Annotated in this window: 15 protein-coding genes; 12 read left to right on the plus strand and 3 right to left on the minus strand. The window is 45.1% G+C overall.

Annotation, left to right across the window (positions count from 1 at the left end; all coding sequences use genetic code 11):
• The first annotated feature begins 304 nt into the window (after positions 1-304).
• From R7093_RS18055 to R7093_RS18080, 6 genes are read left to right on the plus strand one after another with little or no spacing between them, the layout of a single operon-like run.
• The gene (locus R7093_RS18055) at positions 305-502 is read left to right on the plus strand and encodes a hypothetical protein (RefSeq protein ID WP_021034149.1); all 198 of its coding nucleotides are present in this window, start codon (positions 305-307) and stop codon (positions 500-502) included.
• Positions 499-1,278, plus strand: a complete 780-nt coding sequence (bcsQ, locus tag R7093_RS18060; RefSeq protein ID WP_318146767.1) for a cellulose biosynthesis protein BcsQ — start codon at positions 499-501, stop codon at positions 1,276-1,278. Before R7093_RS18055 ends, bcsQ begins: the two co-directional genes overlap by 4 nt.
• Positions 1,279-1,281: 3 nt before the next feature.
• Complete coding sequence (gene bcsA / locus R7093_RS18065; protein WP_025766999.1) at positions 1,282-3,915, plus strand: UDP-forming cellulose synthase catalytic subunit; 2,634 nt, start codon at positions 1,282-1,284, stop codon at positions 3,913-3,915.
• Positions 3,905-6,190, plus strand: coding sequence for a cellulose biosynthesis cyclic di-GMP-binding regulatory protein BcsB (bcsB, locus tag R7093_RS18070; protein ID WP_047102899.1), 2,286 nt, complete (start codon positions 3,905-3,907; stop codon positions 6,188-6,190). The genes bcsA and bcsB overlap by 11 nt, the downstream gene beginning before the upstream one ends.
• Positions 6,190-7,296 (plus strand): cellulose synthase complex periplasmic endoglucanase BcsZ, encoded by a 1,107-nt coding sequence (bcsZ, locus tag R7093_RS18075; RefSeq protein WP_047102898.1) that lies wholly within the window; start codon positions 6,190-6,192, stop codon positions 7,294-7,296. The genes bcsB and bcsZ overlap by 1 nt, the downstream gene beginning before the upstream one ends.
• A complete protein-coding gene (locus tag R7093_RS18080) occupies positions 7,287-11,051 on the plus strand; it encodes a cellulose synthase subunit BcsC-related outer membrane protein (RefSeq protein ID WP_047102897.1) in 3,765 nt (1,254 codons plus the stop codon). Before bcsZ ends, R7093_RS18080 begins: the two co-directional genes overlap by 10 nt.
• 59 nt (positions 11,052-11,110) lie before the next feature.
• Here the strand turns inward: R7093_RS18080 and R7093_RS18085 are convergent, their stop codons facing one another.
• From R7093_RS18085 to R7093_RS18095, 3 genes are all read right to left on the minus strand, one after another.
• Positions 11,111-11,965 carry a co-chaperone YbbN gene (locus R7093_RS18085; protein ID WP_047102896.1) on the minus strand — a complete coding sequence of 285 codons (855 nt, stop codon included), beginning with the start codon at positions 11,963-11,965 and terminating at the stop codon, positions 11,111-11,113.
• Between the two features lie 472 nt (positions 11,966-12,437).
• On the minus strand, positions 12,438-13,265 hold the full coding sequence (locus R7093_RS18090) for an SDR family oxidoreductase (protein WP_047102895.1): 828 nt from the start codon (positions 13,263-13,265) through the stop codon (positions 12,438-12,440).
• Positions 13,266-13,309: 44 nt separating this feature from the next.
• Positions 13,310-14,224 (minus strand): TIGR01777 family oxidoreductase, encoded by a 915-nt coding sequence (locus tag R7093_RS18095; RefSeq protein ID WP_047102894.1) that lies wholly within the window; start codon positions 14,222-14,224, stop codon positions 13,310-13,312.
• 255 nt (positions 14,225-14,479) lie between these two features.
• Between R7093_RS18095 and R7093_RS18100 the strand changes: the two genes are divergently transcribed.
• From R7093_RS18100 to yfcE, 6 genes are all read left to right on the plus strand, one after another.
• Positions 14,480-15,214, plus strand: coding sequence for a DUF1538 domain-containing protein (locus tag R7093_RS18100; protein ID WP_005382077.1), 735 nt, complete (start codon positions 14,480-14,482; stop codon positions 15,212-15,214).
• A complete protein-coding gene (locus tag R7093_RS18105) occupies positions 15,211-16,002 on the plus strand; it encodes a DUF1538 domain-containing protein (RefSeq protein ID WP_005382078.1) in 792 nt (263 codons plus the stop codon). The genes R7093_RS18100 and R7093_RS18105 overlap by 4 nt, the downstream gene beginning before the upstream one ends.
• Positions 15,992-16,342 carry a P-II family nitrogen regulator gene (locus R7093_RS18110; RefSeq protein ID WP_054578025.1) on the plus strand — a complete coding sequence of 117 codons (351 nt, stop codon included), beginning with the start codon at positions 15,992-15,994 and terminating at the stop codon, positions 16,340-16,342. The genes R7093_RS18105 and R7093_RS18110 overlap by 11 nt, the downstream gene beginning before the upstream one ends.
• Entirely contained in the window at positions 16,339-16,746 is a 408-nt protein-coding gene (locus tag R7093_RS18115) for a CBS domain-containing protein (RefSeq protein ID WP_005382085.1), read from the plus strand. The genes R7093_RS18110 and R7093_RS18115 overlap by 4 nt, the downstream gene beginning before the upstream one ends.
• 149 nt (positions 16,747-16,895) lie before the next feature.
• Positions 16,896-17,105: a hypothetical protein gene (locus R7093_RS18120; RefSeq protein ID WP_318146768.1), complete on the plus strand. Its 210-nt coding sequence runs from the start codon at positions 16,896-16,898 to the stop codon at positions 17,103-17,105.
• 75 nt (positions 17,106-17,180) lie between these two features.
• Positions 17,181-17,726 carry a phosphodiesterase gene (gene yfcE, locus R7093_RS18125; RefSeq protein ID WP_138939153.1) on the plus strand — a complete coding sequence of 182 codons (546 nt, stop codon included), beginning with the start codon at positions 17,181-17,183 and terminating at the stop codon, positions 17,724-17,726.
• The last annotated feature ends 17 nt before the right edge of the window (positions 17,727-17,743 follow it).

Consider the following 17,743-nt stretch of genomic DNA (forward strand, 5'->3'; position numbering starts at 1 on the left):
ATGAGTTTAAAATCAATAGTCTCTAAGTCTATGATTCTCATTTAAAATATTTAAATTTCTTATATGTATTAAATGGATGGTAACAATTCATTATTGTAATCCTTTTTTCTGAAGTTAAATATTATTTAGGCCTTTGTTATTTATATGGGCTATAAATAAACTTATTCACATTCATCATCGTTCTATAAATATGAGACGCATAGGTCGATGCGTCAATTTTTTAACAATGGAATTTATACTGAAAATGATAGTGGCGGGATTGCTGTTATCTCAGTTTAAGCTCCGTTACATTGTGAAAAATTCTATGACTGAGTCTGCAAAAGATATTAATTCGATCTACTCTTCTTATAACTTAACTCAATACACGTATATTGAAACAACAGAAAACGAGTCTTACGTACAAGTTAAAAATAAGTGGCAAGTCTTCAAAGCCAACGGTGCTCGTAATGTTCTATCTTTGGTACGTAATACGCAGAAAAATTCAGAAACGGAAGCGATATGAAGCGCCTTCTATTTGTTAGTTTAAAAGGCGGTTGTGGCTCAACGACCGTCGCTGCGAATTTGGCACAAGCGTTAGTTAAGATAAACAAACAGGTACTGGCCATTGAGGTGGTGCCTAACAGTTTACTGCAAGCTCATCTTGGCTTGCCGAGGGAAGAGCAAGGAGGCTGGGCGAAACAACTTCTTTTAGATAAGCCTTGGACCCAGGCTGGTTATGAAAGCCCACAAGGTGCACTTTTTTTACCGTTTGGCCATCTGAATTCTGAGCAGTTAAAAGCGTTTTTTAATGAGCGTTCTCACTATCTATCAATGCTAGGTGAAATGACGTTGCAAGTGAGCGAAAACCGTGGTGAGCAGTGGCTGCTTTTTCACGCCGACTTAGCAGAGCTTACTGATCCTGAAGTGCGATCTTTTGTCGACTCAATGGATATGATTGTGGTGGTGGTAACGGCAGACGCCCTGAGTTATCTCACTCTTCAATCTTGGCTACAACATGAAGAGCTATCGAGATTGCTTCGCTCTGACAAATTACGTTTTTTGGTGAATAAGTATCAGCCAGAAACCGAAATTGGTCGTGATTTCATGTTGGTGCTGAAAAATGAACTTAGCGAATCCTTGATTCCTGTTTCGATTCATCGAGATACGGCATTGCTTGAATGTGTGGCAAACCTGACAACCGTTCAACACTATTCGCCATCGAGCCAAGCCGCAAAAGATTTTCAGTCTTTTGCTTTTTGGTGTGTATCAGCGTTATCAAGCGCTCAGGACCAAAGCTAATTTATGCGAAGTCTTAATCTGATTTTCCAACGTTGGGTAGTGGATCAATTCAGACTGCAGAAGAACGCTTACGAGCAAGCCTGGAATTGTAAAACAAACTGGGTTGGTGAGTGTGCTTTGTCTTTTTGGTTTTCATTGAGTTTTGTATTTTTAAAGCCGGTTATTTCGGGTGTTCCCTCATGGAAACTGCCTTTGGTTTACTATCCAAACGTTAATTTTGCTGCGCCAAGATGGTTTGATCCTGTACGTTTTATTATCCAAAGCGTGTGGTTGCTTTGCTTCAGGCAAAACGTAAATACAGCATGGTCCAAAAAAACCAGCAGCTTAGCGATGACTTTAGCCGAGCAAATTCGCAATGCGTTCTACTTGCCATTTGAATTGGTTGCAAAAGGCGTCCGCTGGTTAGAACAGACAGCGAACAACATCAAAGATCCACAAGTTCGAGAGCGTATTAAAGCAAGTAAGTCCGCGATGGCGTTGAACTACACTTTGCTGTTTTTCGTGGTGTTAATCGCTTTGCTTTGTTTTACGGTGCCATTTGGTTATCAGGCTCAGACTGTCTTTGTGCTGTTACTCTGGGCATTAGCGATGATGGTCCGTCGCATGCCGGGTCGTTTTCCTACCATGCTTTTGATCATCTTGTCGGTTACGGCCTCATGTCGATACTTGTGGTGGCGTTATTCGTCTACCCTGAACTGGGACGATCCTGTTGCTTTGTTTCTAGGGGGCGTTTTACTTCTAGCTGAGACGTATTCTTGGATTGTGCTAATGCTTGGCTATTTCCAAAATATCTGGCCATTGAATCGCAAACCAGTATCGATGCCACCGGATCAGTCAACTTGGCCAACCATTGACTTGATGATCCCTACTTACAACGAAGATCTCGATGTTGTGAAAGCGACGGTTTATGCCTCGTTAGGTGTCGATTGGCCGAAAGACAAACTTAACATCCACATTCTGGATGACGGCAAGCGTGATAGCTTCCGAGATTTCGCCAAAAGTGTAGGGGTGAACTACATCCGCCGCCCAACGAATGAACATGCGAAAGCCGGTAACATTAACTATGCGTTGAAGCAGACCAGCGGTGAGTTTGTTGCGATTTTTGACTGTGACCATATTCCTACACGAGCATTTTTTCAGCTCACAATGGGGATGTTCCTGAAAGATCCAAAGTTGGCGCTTATTCAGACGCCGCACCATTTTTTCTCACCGGATCCTTTTGAGCGTAACTTATCGAACTTTCGTAACGTGCCAAACGAAGGCAACTTGTTTTACGGCCTGATTCAAGATGGTAACGACTTATGGGATGCGACTTTCTTCTGTGGCTCGTGCGCTATTTTACGTCGAGAGCCTTTAGAGGAAGTCGGTGGTATTGCAGTCGAAACCGTGACGGAAGATGCGCACACGTCTCTGCGCATGCACCGTTTAGGCTATCGTTCTGCATATCTTAAGCAGCCGATTTCTGCTGGTTTGGCGACAGAAACATTGTCTGCACATGTTGGGCAACGCATTCGTTGGGCTCGCGGGATGGCGCAGATATTTAGGGTAGATAATCCATTGACTGGAAAGGGGCTTAAGCTCTCTCAACGGCTTTGTTACGTCAATGCCATGCTGCACTTTCTATCTGGTATCCCGAGGATTGTATTCCTGATCGCACCCTTGGCTTATTTGTTGCTGCATTCCTACGTGATTTATGCACCAGCGCTGGCGATCATTTTGTACGTATTACCCCACATGATTCACGCCAGCATGACCAACTCTCGTATGCAGGGTGACTACCGTTATTCGTTTTGGGGTGAGGTATACGAAACCGTGCTTGCTTGGTATATCGCAAGGCCAACAACGGTGGCTTTGTTTGCGCCCCATAAAGGGACATTCAACGTAACGGCAAAAGGCGGTTTGGTTGAAAAGTCTCACTACGATTGGGTGATCTCTCGACCATATTTGGTTTTGGTTGCACTCAACATTTTGGGCTTCGCTGTAGGGATTTACCGAATGGGGTGGGGGCCTCAAAATGAAATCGGTACAGTGATCGTGAATCTCGTATGGACGATGTACAACCTGTTGATTTTAGGTGCTGCCGTTGCGGTTGCAGTAGAAGCTAAACAAGTGCGAAAAGATCACCGAGTAGAGGTGGCGATTCCTGTCGCGGTTAGGCTTAATTCTGGGCATTTAATACAAGCGCAGATGAAGGATTTCTCTTTGGGGGGCGTGCGCATAGAAATTGACGGGGTCGATGAACCAACCTGTGCTTACTTACTCGGTCAAACCTTAGAAGTGATCCTCAATCGAGGTGGCCAAGAATTCGTGTTCCCTATGACGGTTGCCTATGCTCATAAGGGGATATTTGGTTTACAACTCAACGAATTGTCTCATCAACAACGAATCCAATACGTCCAATGTACATTTGCACGTGCAGATACATGGGCGAAATGGCAACAAGGTTATCAATCAGATAAACCTCTATCGAGTATGCAGGCTGTACTGCAAGTCGGCTTTAATGGATACAAACGCTTGCTGCAACATTGTCCTAAGTTTGTTCAGGTCAGTGTGGATGCACTTTTATTTTGTATCGAATTTATTTGGTCACTAAGACCTCGTTATGTCCCAATCAGGACCTCAAGTCATGCTAAATAATAAAAAACTAACAGCGTTGACAACGGCTATCACTCTCATGTGTATGTCGTGCAGTCTCGCGGCACAAGAAGTAAGTCAGCAACAAGCAACGCCTTTGGCACAGCAAGATGCTGAAGATTCGACCGTGTTTAAGCGCGTCATCCCATTTAGTCAATTAGGTTACAGTGGTTCAATTGCTATCCAAGGTAGTGAGGCCAGTGCTTATATTGGTTTCGGTTCGCGACTCGATGAGGTGGTATCTAAAGCAACGTTGCACTTTGATATCACACCTTCGCCAGCGTTGCTCTCTTTGGTTTCTCACGTCAAAGTGTATTTGAACAACGAACTTATGGGAGTAGCGTCAATCGTCGATGGCCAGCAAGGCAAAAAGTTGAGCTTATCTATGCCGCTGGACACTCGTTACTTTAGTAATTACAACCAAATTCGCTTTGAGTTAATAGGGAATACTCAGAAAGACTGTGCTAACCCCAATGACTCGAGCATTTGGGCTGAGATTAGCCAAAGTAGTCGAATTGAGATGCTTGCTCAAAAGACAGTGCTGGAAAGTGACTTGAGTTTGTTACCGGCTCCTTTTTTTGATGTCCGTGATTTCAGCCAGTTAAATCTGCCTGTCGTGATGGGTAGCAAATACGATTTAGATGATGTCAAGGCTGCCGGTGTCTTGAGCTCTTACTTTGGTGCTCTTGCGGGTTGGCGTGGTGCTCAGTTCCCTTTTAGTGTCGACACGTTACCTAAGCGCAACGCCATTGTCTTTGTTACCAATGACAACAAACCTGAGTTTCTGAGAGATTTTCCAGACACGGATGGCCCTCGTCTTCAAGTCATCACTCATCCAACAGACCCGTACGTGAAGCTTCTTCTGGTGATAGGCCGTGACAGTAAGGATCTTAACATTGCGGTGCAAGGTTTGGCGTTGGGAAACCAACTTCTTACTGGACCAATCGCGAAGATTAATGAAGTCAAACAAATCAAACCACGAGTCCCGTACGATGCGCCAAACTGGGTGAGTACGGCTCGTCCTGTTGCATTGTCTGAGTTAGTCGAACAAAAAAGCATGCTGCAAGTGGAAGGCCGAACGCCTCCACCAATCAACGTAAGTTTGCGTTTACCACCCGATCTCTTTACTTGGCAAAGCCGTGGTATACCGATGGATCTTAACTATCGTTATTCACCGCCTGCTGCGGATCATTCCGGCTCTCGTCTGACTTTGAGTATTAATGACCAATTCATTGAGGCGTTCAACCTAACCACAAAAGGTCAAGGTGGAGAATCTAACCGTATACGTGTTCCTTTGTTAGATGATGGCATTCTAAGTGGTGATACGTTTGTTCGCATTCCGGCTTTTAAGGTGGGTAGTCAAAACCGAATCGAGTTTGAGTTTGGTTTTGCGTCGGTGACTGATGGGCAATGTCAGGTGACGCAGCCAAGTAAGCAATACGCGGTCATTGATGGTGACTCTACGGTTGATTTTAGTGGCTTCCCTCACTACATCGAAATGCCAAATATGCGCGCTTTTGCTACTTCTGGCTTCCCTTACACACGCATGGCCGATTTGTCAGAAACTGCTATTGTTGTTCCAGAGAGTGCTCCAAAAGAAGTGTTGCAGACCTTCTTAAACGTCATGGGCTCGTTAGGAAGTGATTCTGGGTACCCAGGTATTCAGGTGCTTTTGACAGATAAATGGAATGCTGAGCAACTAAAAAATAAAGACATCCTGACGATTGGTGTTGTGGATGCACTAGAAGAAGCCGCTAATAACCCTGACCAAGTTAACTTAGTGGTTAAAGAAGGTCAGAGACAAATTCGCCTGCCAAGCAAAAATGAAAAGCAGCTAGGAATGAACTGGATGAGTCCAAGTGATGCTCGTCAAGCCGCCGCAGATTATGTTTCTGTTGAGGCAGAAGGCTCTTTTGCTGCTATTTATGGTGCAGAATCGCCATTTACGAAAAAACGCAGCGTCATTTCTATTATGGCGGCTCACCCGTCAGATTTTGCGTCGGTTGATCGCGCGTTGGCTGACTCCGGTAAAGTGGAGCACATGTTTGGCTCGGTGGTGACGTTGAGAAATAACGAAGTAGCAAGCTACAACGTGGGTTCGCACTACTATGTCGGTAAGCTTCCTGTGTGGCAGCTCGTTTGGTATCACTTCTCTAATCACCCAGTCATCGTTGCGTGCTTTGCCGCCTTGCTAGTGGTGATCGTAACCATTGTGCTTTGGCGCGTATTACGTCAAGTCGCGTCTAGACGTTTAGAAAAAACTGAGGAAGAGGAATAATGAAAAAACTCATCTCGTTCCTTATGTTGTTCGTGTCTTCTTACTTGTGGGCTAACACCTGCGAGTGGCCACAATGGGAAACATTTAAGTCGGTATACATGGAGCAAGGCCGAGTCGTTGATGGCAGTGATGAGCGTATGATTACGACCTCGGAAGGTCAATCTTACGCATTGTTCTTTGCCTTGGTTGCCAATGACCCTAAAACCTTCGATCAGGTTTTAAAATGGACTCAATCACATTTGGCTGGTGGGGATTTGACGGCAAGGCTTCCTGCTTGGTTGTGGGGAAGAAAAGAAAATGATCAGTTCGGAGTCTTGGATTCTAACCCAGCGTCAGATTCTGATTTGTGGATAGCGTACTCCCTCGTTGAGGCGGGAAGATTATGGAATAACTACTACTATCAGACCCTTGGACATCTGATCGCGAGTCGTATTTTACGTGAAGAAACCGTCAACATAGCGGGAGTTGGAACGGTATTGTTGCCAGCTCCAACGGGCTTTGATGCCGACGGCCAGTACCGTGTGAATCCGAGTTATGTTCCATTACAACTGATTGCTCGTATGCAGTCGCTGTACCCGCAATACAACTGGGACTCAATGTATAAGGCAAGTGTTCACATGCTAGAGAAAACGATGCCAGCTGGCTTTAGCCCAGACTGGGCAGTATTGAGAAATGGTCGTTATAGCTCAGATGTGGTTACAGGGCCGATGGGCAGTTACAACGCGATCCGCACTTATCTTTGGGCGGGTATGCTAAATGACCAAGTTTCAGAAAAAGCAGTATTAGTACAAAAAATGCAGCCGTTTGTCGCGGCAACCAAAGCCCTTGGTGCGCCAGCGAGAGAAGTAAATACTGAAACGGGTAAATATACCCAAGCAGGAAGCGCAGGTTTTTCTGCTGCGGCTCTTCCGTTACTCGCGGCTTCTGGTGAATCTGCGCTGTTGGAGACGCAGTTTCGTCGTGCTCAAAATGAACTTGTGGTGGACAAAAACGATCATTATTACGACAACGTATTAAGTCTATTTGGGCTTGGTTGGCATGAAGAACGTTACCGTTTTGGTGTGCAAGGTGAATTGCTTCCTGTATGGAGCGAGAGATGTCAGTAACAGGATACGTGTTATGGTGGATTCCACTGGTTGCTTTGGCGGCTGGTGGCGTCGGCACTGTGCATGCAGAAAGCTTTAGCTCAAAACCTCTGACAAAGTCGCAGCTCGCACAGGTCTACAAGCCTATCGAGCTGGTTCAATTTTCCACATCATTAGCACGAGTTGACTCGGTTGAGTGGTTGGTTGAGCAGCTAAAACTGGCGGATGCGATTGGCCGAGATGATATTGTCGAGAGTACTCTGGAGAGGCTGTTCGCGATTGAAGAAAGCAATCCAACGGGGCTTTTCTATCAAGCGAATATGTATCTGAAACGTAAGCAGCCAGAATTAGCAAAACCGGTATTTGAGCGCTTAATCAGACAGGCGCCTCATTCGACTCAAGCGAAAAACTTGTCATCGATTATGGCTATTCAGGGAGAGAAAAGAGCGGATTATCAGCGCGCTCAGTTGCTTGCAAAATCTGGTCGTTACGATGAAGCGATTCAAGCTTACAAAGCCCTTTTCCCAAATGGAATGCCATCACCAGCGTTACAACTGGAATTCCTACAGTTGCAAAGTAATTTGCCAGGCAGTTGGAGTTCGGTAAAACAGGGACTGGAACGTTTAAATGCAAATTATCCTAGTGTTCCGTCTTTTCAACTCGCGTTAGCCAACCACATTCGCAAAGAGAATCCTGCTGATCCATGGATTCTCGATACCTATAAAAAGTTAGCGCTTGCTCCTTCGGTTGGAACAAATGCGGCAACGTCGTGGTTGCGTGCATTGGATCAATTGCCTATTTCAGATCAAGTTGTTCAGCAATATGCCATCTTAGCTAGCTACTACCCGTCTGACATGGAGATACAAAGAGCGAATCAAAGCGCGAAAGATCGCTGGAAAAAGGAAAAGGAACTACGCAAAGACCCCACTTATCTCGCCAAGCTCAAAGGGTTAGCGTTGCTCGAGGAAGATAAAACCGACCAAGCAGAAGCTCAGCTGCGTTATGCGTTGACGACTCGTCCGCAAGATCCTGAATTGCTTGGTGCTATGGGTAAGGTTTATCTACGTAGAGGGCAGCAACAAAAAGCGCTCGGATACTTTAAACAGGCTCAGCACTTAGATCATAATCCTGACTCGGCCTCAAAATGGGCAGCGCTAATCGAGACTTCTCAATATTGGGCGTATCTTGATCAAGGTGATGCCTTGGTCGAAAAAGGCCAGTTTAAGCAAGCAGAAAGCGCTTATCAAAAAGCGATTCAAGTAGATAAATCCCAACCTTATGCTTATTCATCATTAGGCTCTTTGTATCTGGTACAAGAAAATTATGCCGCGGCAGAGAAGGTTTTCAAACAAGCTTTGCAACTGGATAGCAGCAATAGCTCTGCATTGCGTGGTCGCTTAGATGTTCGTATTCAGCAGCAAGATTGGTCTGGCGCGGAAGCACTCGCGCGCAGTTACTCAGCCCAACAGCAGAAAGTGGTCGCTGAAAAAATAGCGAGCATCAAGTCGGAAGTTATTTTGACTCGTCTGCGGATCGCAATCGCTCAAAATGATCAGGCAACGATGAAAGCGTCCGTAGAGGAATTGATAGCGCTACAGCCAGCCTCCCCATGGTTAAGGCTTGATATTGCTGATGTTATTCATTCAATGGGCGACAAAGTACGCGCGGATACGCTGATGTCCAATTGGGCTACATCTAGTAATGACCCTGAAATGAAATTTGCTTACGCGCTTTATCTCGCGCAGGACTTCAAAGTGAATGAGGCCATCGCTGAGCTAGAGAGCATCGCACAACATGACATGACAGACGCAATGCAGCGCAATTTAACCCGCTTGAAGCTTGATGCTCAGTTGAGAGACATTCAAACGCGTTACTTAGCTTCTCCTGAATCAGTAACGGCGACATTACGTGCGCTAGAATCGGATTATCAAGGTCAAATTCAACCGCTCGGTCGTCTAGTGAGTGCGTGGTTAGACATTGATGAAGTTAAGGAAGCTGAGAGGATTTTCCAAAACATTTCGCTTTCAGAAGATTGGTCAACCGATGACAAACTGGCTTACGGCAGCATGATGGTAAGCTTGAGTCACTTTGAAGATTTTGATCGTTGGTACACGGGCTTAGCATTGAATTCCGCAACACAAGATTTAAGTGCTTCGGAAGCATTACAGCTTGATGAACTCAAAACCCGTCGACTGTTGAGTCAAGCGGAGCTGATGCTTGTTAATCAACAGCCTAAGCTTGCGTTGGATTTGTATGAACAAGTTTCTTTAAAGCCTGAGCCATTTAAAACTCAAGCAGAAATTGGCATGTTGCAAGCCAGTGCTTTGAATAGAGATGAAGCGACGTATCACGACATGCACCTCGTTTTGAATAGAAAACGCGATAGCTTAACTGCGGCACAATTGATGGCAGTGGCCGCGGTGTTTAATCAACAAGGCTATCGAAATGACGCTAATGCGCTAAATCAGTTGTTGGATGCGATGCCTGATGCTGACGCATTAGCGTTTCGCAATAGCATGTCTATAGCAATGATAAATCAACAGTGGGCCTTAGCTGAAACACGCGCCTATCAAGCCTTAAATCGTGACCGAATGGATAAAAATCGTGAACCTGAAGAGGCGATAGAAGAACCCCCAAGCTTACGCGATTTATATGATACTGCTGACGACTACTGGTTGACTCGAAACGTCAAATCGGACATCGATAAACTGCATGATCGGAGTGATGGGCATGTTATGATTGGTTGGGATTACAGTGCACGAGATGGCCGTAATACTTCGAATCAAGTGCCCATAGAAGCCCGAATCCCGATAGAGAGCTGGGATGGGCACCTGTTGCTAAAAGCCGATTATGTTTCTATCGATTCAGGTCAGCTGGACTACTATGAAAAAACCACCGATTCTGACAGCACTTCGTTCCAAAATGACGCATCAGGTATGGCATTTGGGGTGGGCTGGCAGGCTGAAGATTGGTTGGTCGATATCGGCACGACACCAATTGGTTTTGACCATACCACATGGGTTGGGGGTGTGCGCATCAATGGGGACCTGGGTGAGTTCGGTTGGACGGCAGAAGCTTCGCGTCGCCCAGAGACCAGTAGCACGCTTTCTTATGCTGGAATGTCTGTCCCTAGCGGCACGACTGACCCTCAAGGGACTAAATGGGGCGGAGTTGCTCGTACTGGTGTGAAGTTGAGCTCAAGTTGGGACATTGGTGGCCCTTACGGTTTTTGGAGTAGCTTGCAGTATCATGTTTTGACTGGTGAAAAGGTTGAGGACAACACTCGTTTAGGCGTGCTAGGTGGAGCGTACTACAAGTTAATTGCAACGGATGACCAGCGTTTAAGTATAGGTACAAACTTAATGTACCTTGATTACGACAAAAATCTGGGTGAGTACACGCTAGGTCACGGTGGCTACTACAGCCCGCAAAGTTACTTCTCGGTGTCTTTACCTATCAACTTTTATGGCCGATACAACAGTTCTTGGTCATATCAATTGAGTGCATCCGTCTCTAACTCTTGGACTAAGGAAGACGCGCCATACTTATCGACAGTAGCGGAGTCAGACAAAGGTGGTGGTTTTGGTACGTCGTTGCAAGCGGCGGTGGAAAAGCGAGTCAGCAAACGTTGGTACCTTGGGGCGTTAGTCGATGTACAACGTTCTGAGTTTTATACACCAAACCATTTCATGCTTTATGCCAAGTACACCTTTAATGACCGTTGGCAACCAATAGAGTATCCGCCAGCAGCACCAACGCTGTATAGCGACTTCTAACAAAAAACAAAGGCCGGAAATTCCGGCCTTTGCTGTCTCTTCCTAGAAGAATGCGACGCTTAGTACAAAATTGAGTAAAGCTGGCGACGATATTTGCTTGCTAATGCGTTACCTTGACCTAGCGCACTGAGAATATCCATAAAAGTCTTCTTCACGTCACCGTCTTGGGCGCCCAAGTCTTTTTTAAGAATATTCCACAGCAGTTCCAACGCTTCTTCATCCCGACCAACTTGGTTGTATTGTACCGCCAATTCACAAGCGAGTTCGAAGTTTGCCATGTCTGCTGCGTATGCTTGTTCTAGTCGCTGTAACTCAGGGCTATCTGCAGCCTGCAAATGCAGCTCGAGCTTGGCTATTAGGCTCTTGTAGTAGTTATCTTGATACTCGAGAGGGATAGTGTTCAGTAGTTCTTGGGCAATATCAAATTGTTTGGTTTCTAGCAAACAATCAGCCATCGCGAGTTTCACATCACCACGCTCTTGCAGCTCTGGCGGCAAAGTGTGGATGATGCTCAAAGCCTGAGCATGCTCACCTTGCTGAAGAAGTTCACTGACTTGTTTTAATAGTTGTTCATCTGGGCTTGGCAAATGCTTTTGTAGCATGGTGGCAATGGCATCAATTGGCTGGGGGCCTCCCAGACCATCGACGGCTTGACCATTTATAAACAGCGCGATAGTTGGCAATACTTGCACGCCAAATTGAGACGCTAAAGCGGGCTGATCTTCACAATTTAGTAGAGCAAGCGTAAATGCACCGTTGTACTGTTGAGCAAGAGATTGCAACTCAGGGAGTATCTGTGCGCTTTCTGGCTGAGCGTTGGCCCAAAAGTGGATCAAAACGGGCGTGTTCATTGATCCTTCAAGCGTTTCGCGAAAGTTCTGTTCTGTTATCTCAACGATAAATGGGGATTGCATCAGAGTATCCTTGCCTTGTGTCTTGTCGTTGATATTAGATATGGAGTTGATTTAGGTGAAATTCAAGCGACATTCACCATCAATAATGAATCATTCTATTTTGAGAAAACGTGAGGTAATAGAGTGAGGTTATTGCTGCTCAGGTGTTAGATAAAAAGAAAACGCTGCCGAAGCAGCGCAATTCTAATGCTATTTGTTAGTGCGGTATCAAAATAGGATGAACATGGTCAACACTACACCCACACTAAGCCAGTTAAGCTGATTTAATGTCATTGTTGCCTCGCAGTAGTATAAACATTGCTACAAAACGTAATGGGTGGCGATACCAAATCTAAGCAACTCAATCACTTTGGGCGAAAGAATCCCCGCTGAATTGCGTAGAAATTGATTCGTTTAGTTGAGGTTTTTTTAACCTACATGTTCATAATGACATCACATTGTTACGGTGAAATTACATTTCGACAAAACTTTTTTATGCAGCCTGTCGCAAAATTTTATCAAGTACACGGGTTGGTAATAGTCTTTTCAAGACTGCGAATAATTTAGTCGGTGTAGTAATTCGATAACGAATTTTCGGTGAAACGCTAGTTAATGCATGAAGAACTGGTGCGATGCAAGACTCTGCAGGCAAAACAAATCGATTATTAGACTTGTCGTTGTTGAGTCGCTCTCTTTGTCCTTCATAAGCATGACGATGGGGGCTAGATTCAATATCAACCCACTTCTCAAAGGCTCGTAATGCATTGTTTCTAAATTGAGTTTCGATCGGTCCTGGTTCTATCAATGCCACTTTGATATTCGTATCCGCAAGCTCTAGCCTGAGCGTATCTGTCCAGCCTTCTAAGGCAAATTTTGATGCATTATAGGCACCACGGTATTTCATTGCGGCAAAACCAAGAACAGAGCTGTTTTGTATGATGCGTCCTTCGCCTTGCTGGCGCATATGAGGAAGCACCTCTCTGACCAACTGGTGCCAACCAAAAAAGTTGGTCTGAAATTGATCTTGAAGAGCCTCGGTGGGTAAGTCTTCCAGTGCTCCGGGCTGACCATAGGCACCATTATTGAACACTGCGTAAAGCTTACCTTCTGCTAATTCTAGCGCTTGCATCACGCCCGAAGAAATGCTTTCTGGGCTATTTAGGTCTAGATTGATGCAGGTTAGCCCTTCATTAATTAGGCGCTGGACATCTTGTTCTTTCCTGCAAGATGCAATGACATTAAATCCCTTGTTTTGTAGGGCGTGAGCACACACGTAACCGATGCCGGTTGAACAACCCGTAATAAGAATCGACTTTTTCATAATTTAATTTAAGACTCAGAAGCATTGATTGGAGCCATCATTCATCAGCTCCGGTCATGAAGCAAGTGCTTGAGTGCTGGCTCTATTCTGGAGTAGCTAAATTTAAAGCCCAGTTCGGTGAGTTTTTTGGGTTTGGCTCTCATGCTATCAAACAATAAGCAGGAAGATTCTCCCATTAGGAGTTCCATCGCCCATTTAGGCGTGAACAAGATATGCGGACGTTTTAGCGTTTTAGCTAGTGTGCCGCTGAATATACGATTAGTCACAGGATGGGGGGCGCACATATTGAATGCACCGTGGGCATGTGGTGTTTCAAGCAAGTACATGATGGCGCGGACCATATCTAGGATGTGAATCCAAGGCATGTACTGATTACCGTTCCCAAGTGGGCCGCCTACGCCAAGCTTGTAAGGTAATAGCATCTTTGCCAACGCACCACCATTAAGGCCGAGTACCACGCCAGTTCTCATTAGACAAACCCGAGTTTGCTCCGACTCTGCGCGCTTGGCTATTTGCTCCCACTTTGCACAAACCTCGTGAGGAAAGTCGTCGCTATTAACATGTAAGCACTCATCAAACGGATGGTCTTGTTGATCACCATAGTAGCCAACTGCCGAGCCACTAATAAAAACAGAGGGAGGTTCGGTACTTGCGTGGATCAGCTCAACAATTTGTTCGGTAATTTTCCAACGACTTTTGCAGATTTTTTCTTTTTGCTCGCTGGTCCACCTTTTATCCGCAATAGGCTCACCTGCAAGATTAATGACGGCATCAACGTGATTGAGATCGGCGAACGACTCGAGCGAGTCAAGGTATTCGATATTACCCAGATCAGCATGCTGTAGGCGTTGTTTTGCTCGCTCTGGAGAGCGTGTAAGTAGCATAACTTGGTGAGTTGATAGCAGCTTGAGCAACTCCGAGCCAATAAACCCAGTGCCACCTGTGAGTAATATCTTCATGTTATCTCTTTGAATGTACACGTATTAGAACATTATAGTCGTTTTGTGCTTAGCTTGATCATCTCAACACCATTATTTCTGGGATAGTGACAAGCTGGCAGAGATACTATTAACTTCACATATTAGAAAATATGTAACTAAATGTTATAGATGGCGCTAGTGCATTCACGGTAGAAGAGTGAAATCTATGCCAGACTAGAAGTTATCGCTCATTGGAACGAGCGTAATCAGTTTGCACAATCAAGGAGGATAGGCATGGAAGCATTTGTTGCGCTTTTTCGAGCGCTCCTCAATAGTGCTCGTGACTTATTACCCATCATCATTGTTATCACTTTTTTCCAATTAGTCGTTTTGCAAGAGCCGCTGCCCAACCTGGTCTCCATTCTTTTTGGCTTGTTGCTTGTCGTTTTAGGATTAACCTTTTTTATCTTTGGCCTAGAACTTGGTCTTTTTCCTATCGGAGAGAGTATGGCTCAAGCCTTTGCAAAAAAAGGCAGCGTGTTTTGGTTATTAGTCTTTGCGTTTTGTTTGGGGTTTGGCACCACGATAGCTGAACCTGCATTAACCGCGGTAGCGGAAGAAGCCTCAGAAGTTGCGGCAGAGGGCGGAATGATCGCTAACTCAGAGCAGTCCATGCAGGATTACGGAGAAGGACTTCGAGTAACAGTAGCTCTCTCTGTGGGGATAGCCATCGTTATCGGCGTTTTGCGTATCTTAAAAGGGTGGCCGATTCATTACATGATCATTGGTGGCTACGTCGGCGTTGTAATACTGACGTGGTTTGCACCTGAAGCCATTATTGGCGTTGCTTACGATTCCGGAGGTGTAACCACGTCCACCATAACAGTACCTTTGGTCACTGCACTGGGTGTCGGTTTAGCGTCTTCTATTAAAGGGCGTAACCCTATGGTGGATGGCTTTGGTTTAATCGCTTTTGCCTCGCTGTTACCGATGATGTTTGTGATGGTTTACGGAATGGTCGTAACATGATTTCAATTGATCATTTCCTAGACACTTTGTTATCGACCGTTCGAGACGTCGTTCCCATCGCCAGCATTATTTTTGGTTTTCAGTTAGCGGTGTTAAGGCGTCCTGTTAGCAACCTTAAGAAAGTTTTGCTTGGGTTCGTTTATGTGATTTTCGGGTTAGCTCTTTTTTTACTTGGATTAGAAATGGCGTTGTTTCCACTTGGGGAGACGATGGCTGTGCAATTAACGGCGCCGGAGTTTTTACAAGAGTTCAAAGTATCGGTAGGGAAAGCCTTAATGTGGGTCGACTATTATTGGGTTTACACCTTCGCCTTTTTTATAGGCTTTAGTACCACGATTGCAGAGCCTTCTTTAATCGCTGTAGCGATAAAAGCAAACCAAGTCTCTGGAGGCAGTATCAGTATTAACGGCTTGCGCGTAGCCGTTGCGTTTGGGGTGGCAATTGGTATTGCATTAGGGAGTTACCGGATTGTCGTGGGCGATCCCATTCATTATTACATCATCGCGGGTTACATCGTCGTTGTGATTCAAACGTTTTACGCTCCTAAGCTTATTGTTCCACTCGCCTACGATTCTGGAGGCGTAACAACTTCTACCGTCACTGTCCCACTTGTAACTGCATTAGGGTTAGGGCTTGCTTCGACCGTCCCTGGAAGAAACCCAATGATTGATGGCTTTGGCTTGATCGCGTTTGCCAGTCTATTTCCTATGATCTCTGTGATGGGCTATGCGCAAATAACCCAGTGGCTGAATAAAAACGTCTCGGAGGAAGAAGAAAATGCGCTTTAAATTGATACTTGCGTTTGTTGAAGACAGCAAAACAGACAAGGTGTTGGACGCTGCACGCGATGCTGGTGCGACCGGTGCAACAGTGATTAACAATGCTCGCGGGCAAGGTTTAAATCAAAAGCGAACGTTTTTTGGTTTAACGCTAGAAGTGCAAAAAGATGTGCTGCTGTTTGTGGTCGAGGAACATCTATCTCGACACATATTAGAGACCATTAATGAGGTTGGTGAATTTGACAGAGAGTCGGGACAGGGGATTGCTGTTCAGATCGATATTGAAGATGCAGTCGGTGTCGCGCATCAAGTCGAGACATTGACCAAAGTAGTCGAGGATGAATTATGAGTGATCAAACGATAATTAGAGTTCGAGATGTTATGGCGGCAACGTATGTAATGGTTGATGGACTGATGACCGTATACGAAGGCATAACGCTAGCGAAAAAATACCAAGTCAAAGCGCTGGTGGTGAAAAAGCGAGATGATAATGATGAATATGGCATCGTGTTGATGAATGATATCGCCAAAAAGGTGCTGGCGAATAATCGTTCTCCTCAGCGCACAAATATTTATGAAATCATGACCAAGCCCGCTTTGTGTGTCGAACCAGATATGAACGTAAAATATTGTGCACGTTTGTTTGAGCGATTTGGCATAAGCAGAGCGCCGGTCATTGAAAGTGGCGAGGTCATTGGGATGGTGAGTTATAACAATATTGTCATCAATGGTATGGTGCGAGAAGAAGTGTAATAGGTTGATATAAATGAAAAATCAACGAATTTTTTCTCAAGTCAGCGACTGTTACAAAGAACTAAAATATTTAATATATGTTAGGTTGCATATGTGTTAATTCACCATTATTCTTTGCGCCCTAAGCCTAATGTCGAGGAATCTGTATCATGCCTTTAGTCTCTTGCCCCGTGTGTGAGAAACAAATCTCAAAACGCGCTCATGCATGTCCAGGATGCGGAGAGCCCGATCCGCAGCACCATCTAGCCAAATCAAAATTTATGTCGATGGTGTTTTGGATACTGGTGTTGGTTGGAACAGCGTATGCAGCATGGTTCTATGTTTTGCCTATGGTCATTGAATCATTGCGCTATCAGTAGTATTCAAACCGTCGTAGGTTGAGCTGCTAAAAAAATGCCGTAGAATGACCTCATACTTTTTGAGGAGACAATGTCGTGAAACTATTTTTTGCCTCAGACCTGCATGGCTCTTTGCCAGCAACTAAAGAAACCATTGAGCTATTTCTGGCCTCTGGTGCGCACCACATGATTTTGCTAGGAGATACGCTAAACCATGGGCCGCGAAACCCTATTCCGGAAGGCTACAACCCTCCACAGGTAGCAGACTTATTGAACCAATACAGTGATCAAATTATTTCTGTACGTGGCAACTGTGATAGTGAAGTGGACCAAATGCTATTGAAGTTTCCAATGATGATGGATTACTCATGGGTGCTACTTGAATCTGGCAAGAGAATCTTTTTGACTCATGGTCACTTGTACAACTCTGAAAAACGGCCGCCACTGCGCGAAGGTGATATCATCGCCCACGGGCATACACATGTTCCCGTCGCAGAGATGCAAGATGGAGCCATTATATTCAACCCAGGCTCGATGACATTCCCACGTAATGGCTTACCGAGAAGCTTTGGTACTCTAGAAGACAATAAGCTAACGGTAAAAACGCCAGAAGGCGAAGTATTAGCACAAACCATGATTTAACGGTTTTACTAAGTAAA

Source organism: Vibrio sp. 1580 (assembly GCF_033340055.1).

What these genes read in the sequence shown, in the direction of transcription:
- R7093_RS18080 (WP_047102897.1), top strand. Translation starts at nt 7,287, where the DNA reads ATGTCAGTAACAGGATACGTGTTATGGTGGATTCCACTGGTTGCTTTG.
- R7093_RS18120 (WP_318146768.1), top strand. Translation starts at nt 16,896, where the DNA reads ATGCCTTTAGTCTCTTGCCCCGTGTGTGAGAAACAAATCTCAAAACGC.
- bcsQ (WP_318146767.1), top strand. Translation starts at nt 499, where the DNA reads ATGAAGCGCCTTCTATTTGTTAGTTTAAAAGGCGGTTGTGGCTCAACG.
- bcsB (WP_047102899.1), top strand. Translation starts at nt 3,905, where the DNA reads ATGCTAAATAATAAAAAACTAACAGCGTTGACAACGGCTATCACTCTC.
- bcsZ (WP_047102898.1), top strand. Translation starts at nt 6,190, where the DNA reads ATGAAAAAACTCATCTCGTTCCTTATGTTGTTCGTGTCTTCTTACTTG.
- R7093_RS18095 (WP_047102894.1), bottom strand. Translation starts at nt 14,224, where the DNA reads ATGAAGATATTACTCACAGGTGGCACTGGGTTTATTGGCTCGGAGTTG.
- R7093_RS18110 (WP_054578025.1), top strand. Translation starts at nt 15,992, where the DNA reads ATGCGCTTTAAATTGATACTTGCGTTTGTTGAAGACAGCAAAACAGAC.
- R7093_RS18100 (WP_005382077.1), top strand. Translation starts at nt 14,480, where the DNA reads ATGGAAGCATTTGTTGCGCTTTTTCGAGCGCTCCTCAATAGTGCTCGT.
- R7093_RS18105 (WP_005382078.1), top strand. Translation starts at nt 15,211, where the DNA reads ATGATTTCAATTGATCATTTCCTAGACACTTTGTTATCGACCGTTCGA.
- R7093_RS18115 (WP_005382085.1), top strand. Translation starts at nt 16,339, where the DNA reads ATGAGTGATCAAACGATAATTAGAGTTCGAGATGTTATGGCGGCAACG.
- R7093_RS18090 (WP_047102895.1), bottom strand. Translation starts at nt 13,265, where the DNA reads ATGAAAAAGTCGATTCTTATTACGGGTTGTTCAACCGGCATCGGTTAC.
- bcsA (WP_025766999.1), top strand. Translation starts at nt 1,282, where the DNA reads ATGCGAAGTCTTAATCTGATTTTCCAACGTTGGGTAGTGGATCAATTC.
- R7093_RS18055 (WP_021034149.1), top strand. Translation starts at nt 305, where the DNA reads ATGACTGAGTCTGCAAAAGATATTAATTCGATCTACTCTTCTTATAAC.
- R7093_RS18085 (WP_047102896.1), bottom strand. Translation starts at nt 11,965, where the DNA reads ATGCAATCCCCATTTATCGTTGAGATAACAGAACAGAACTTTCGCGAA.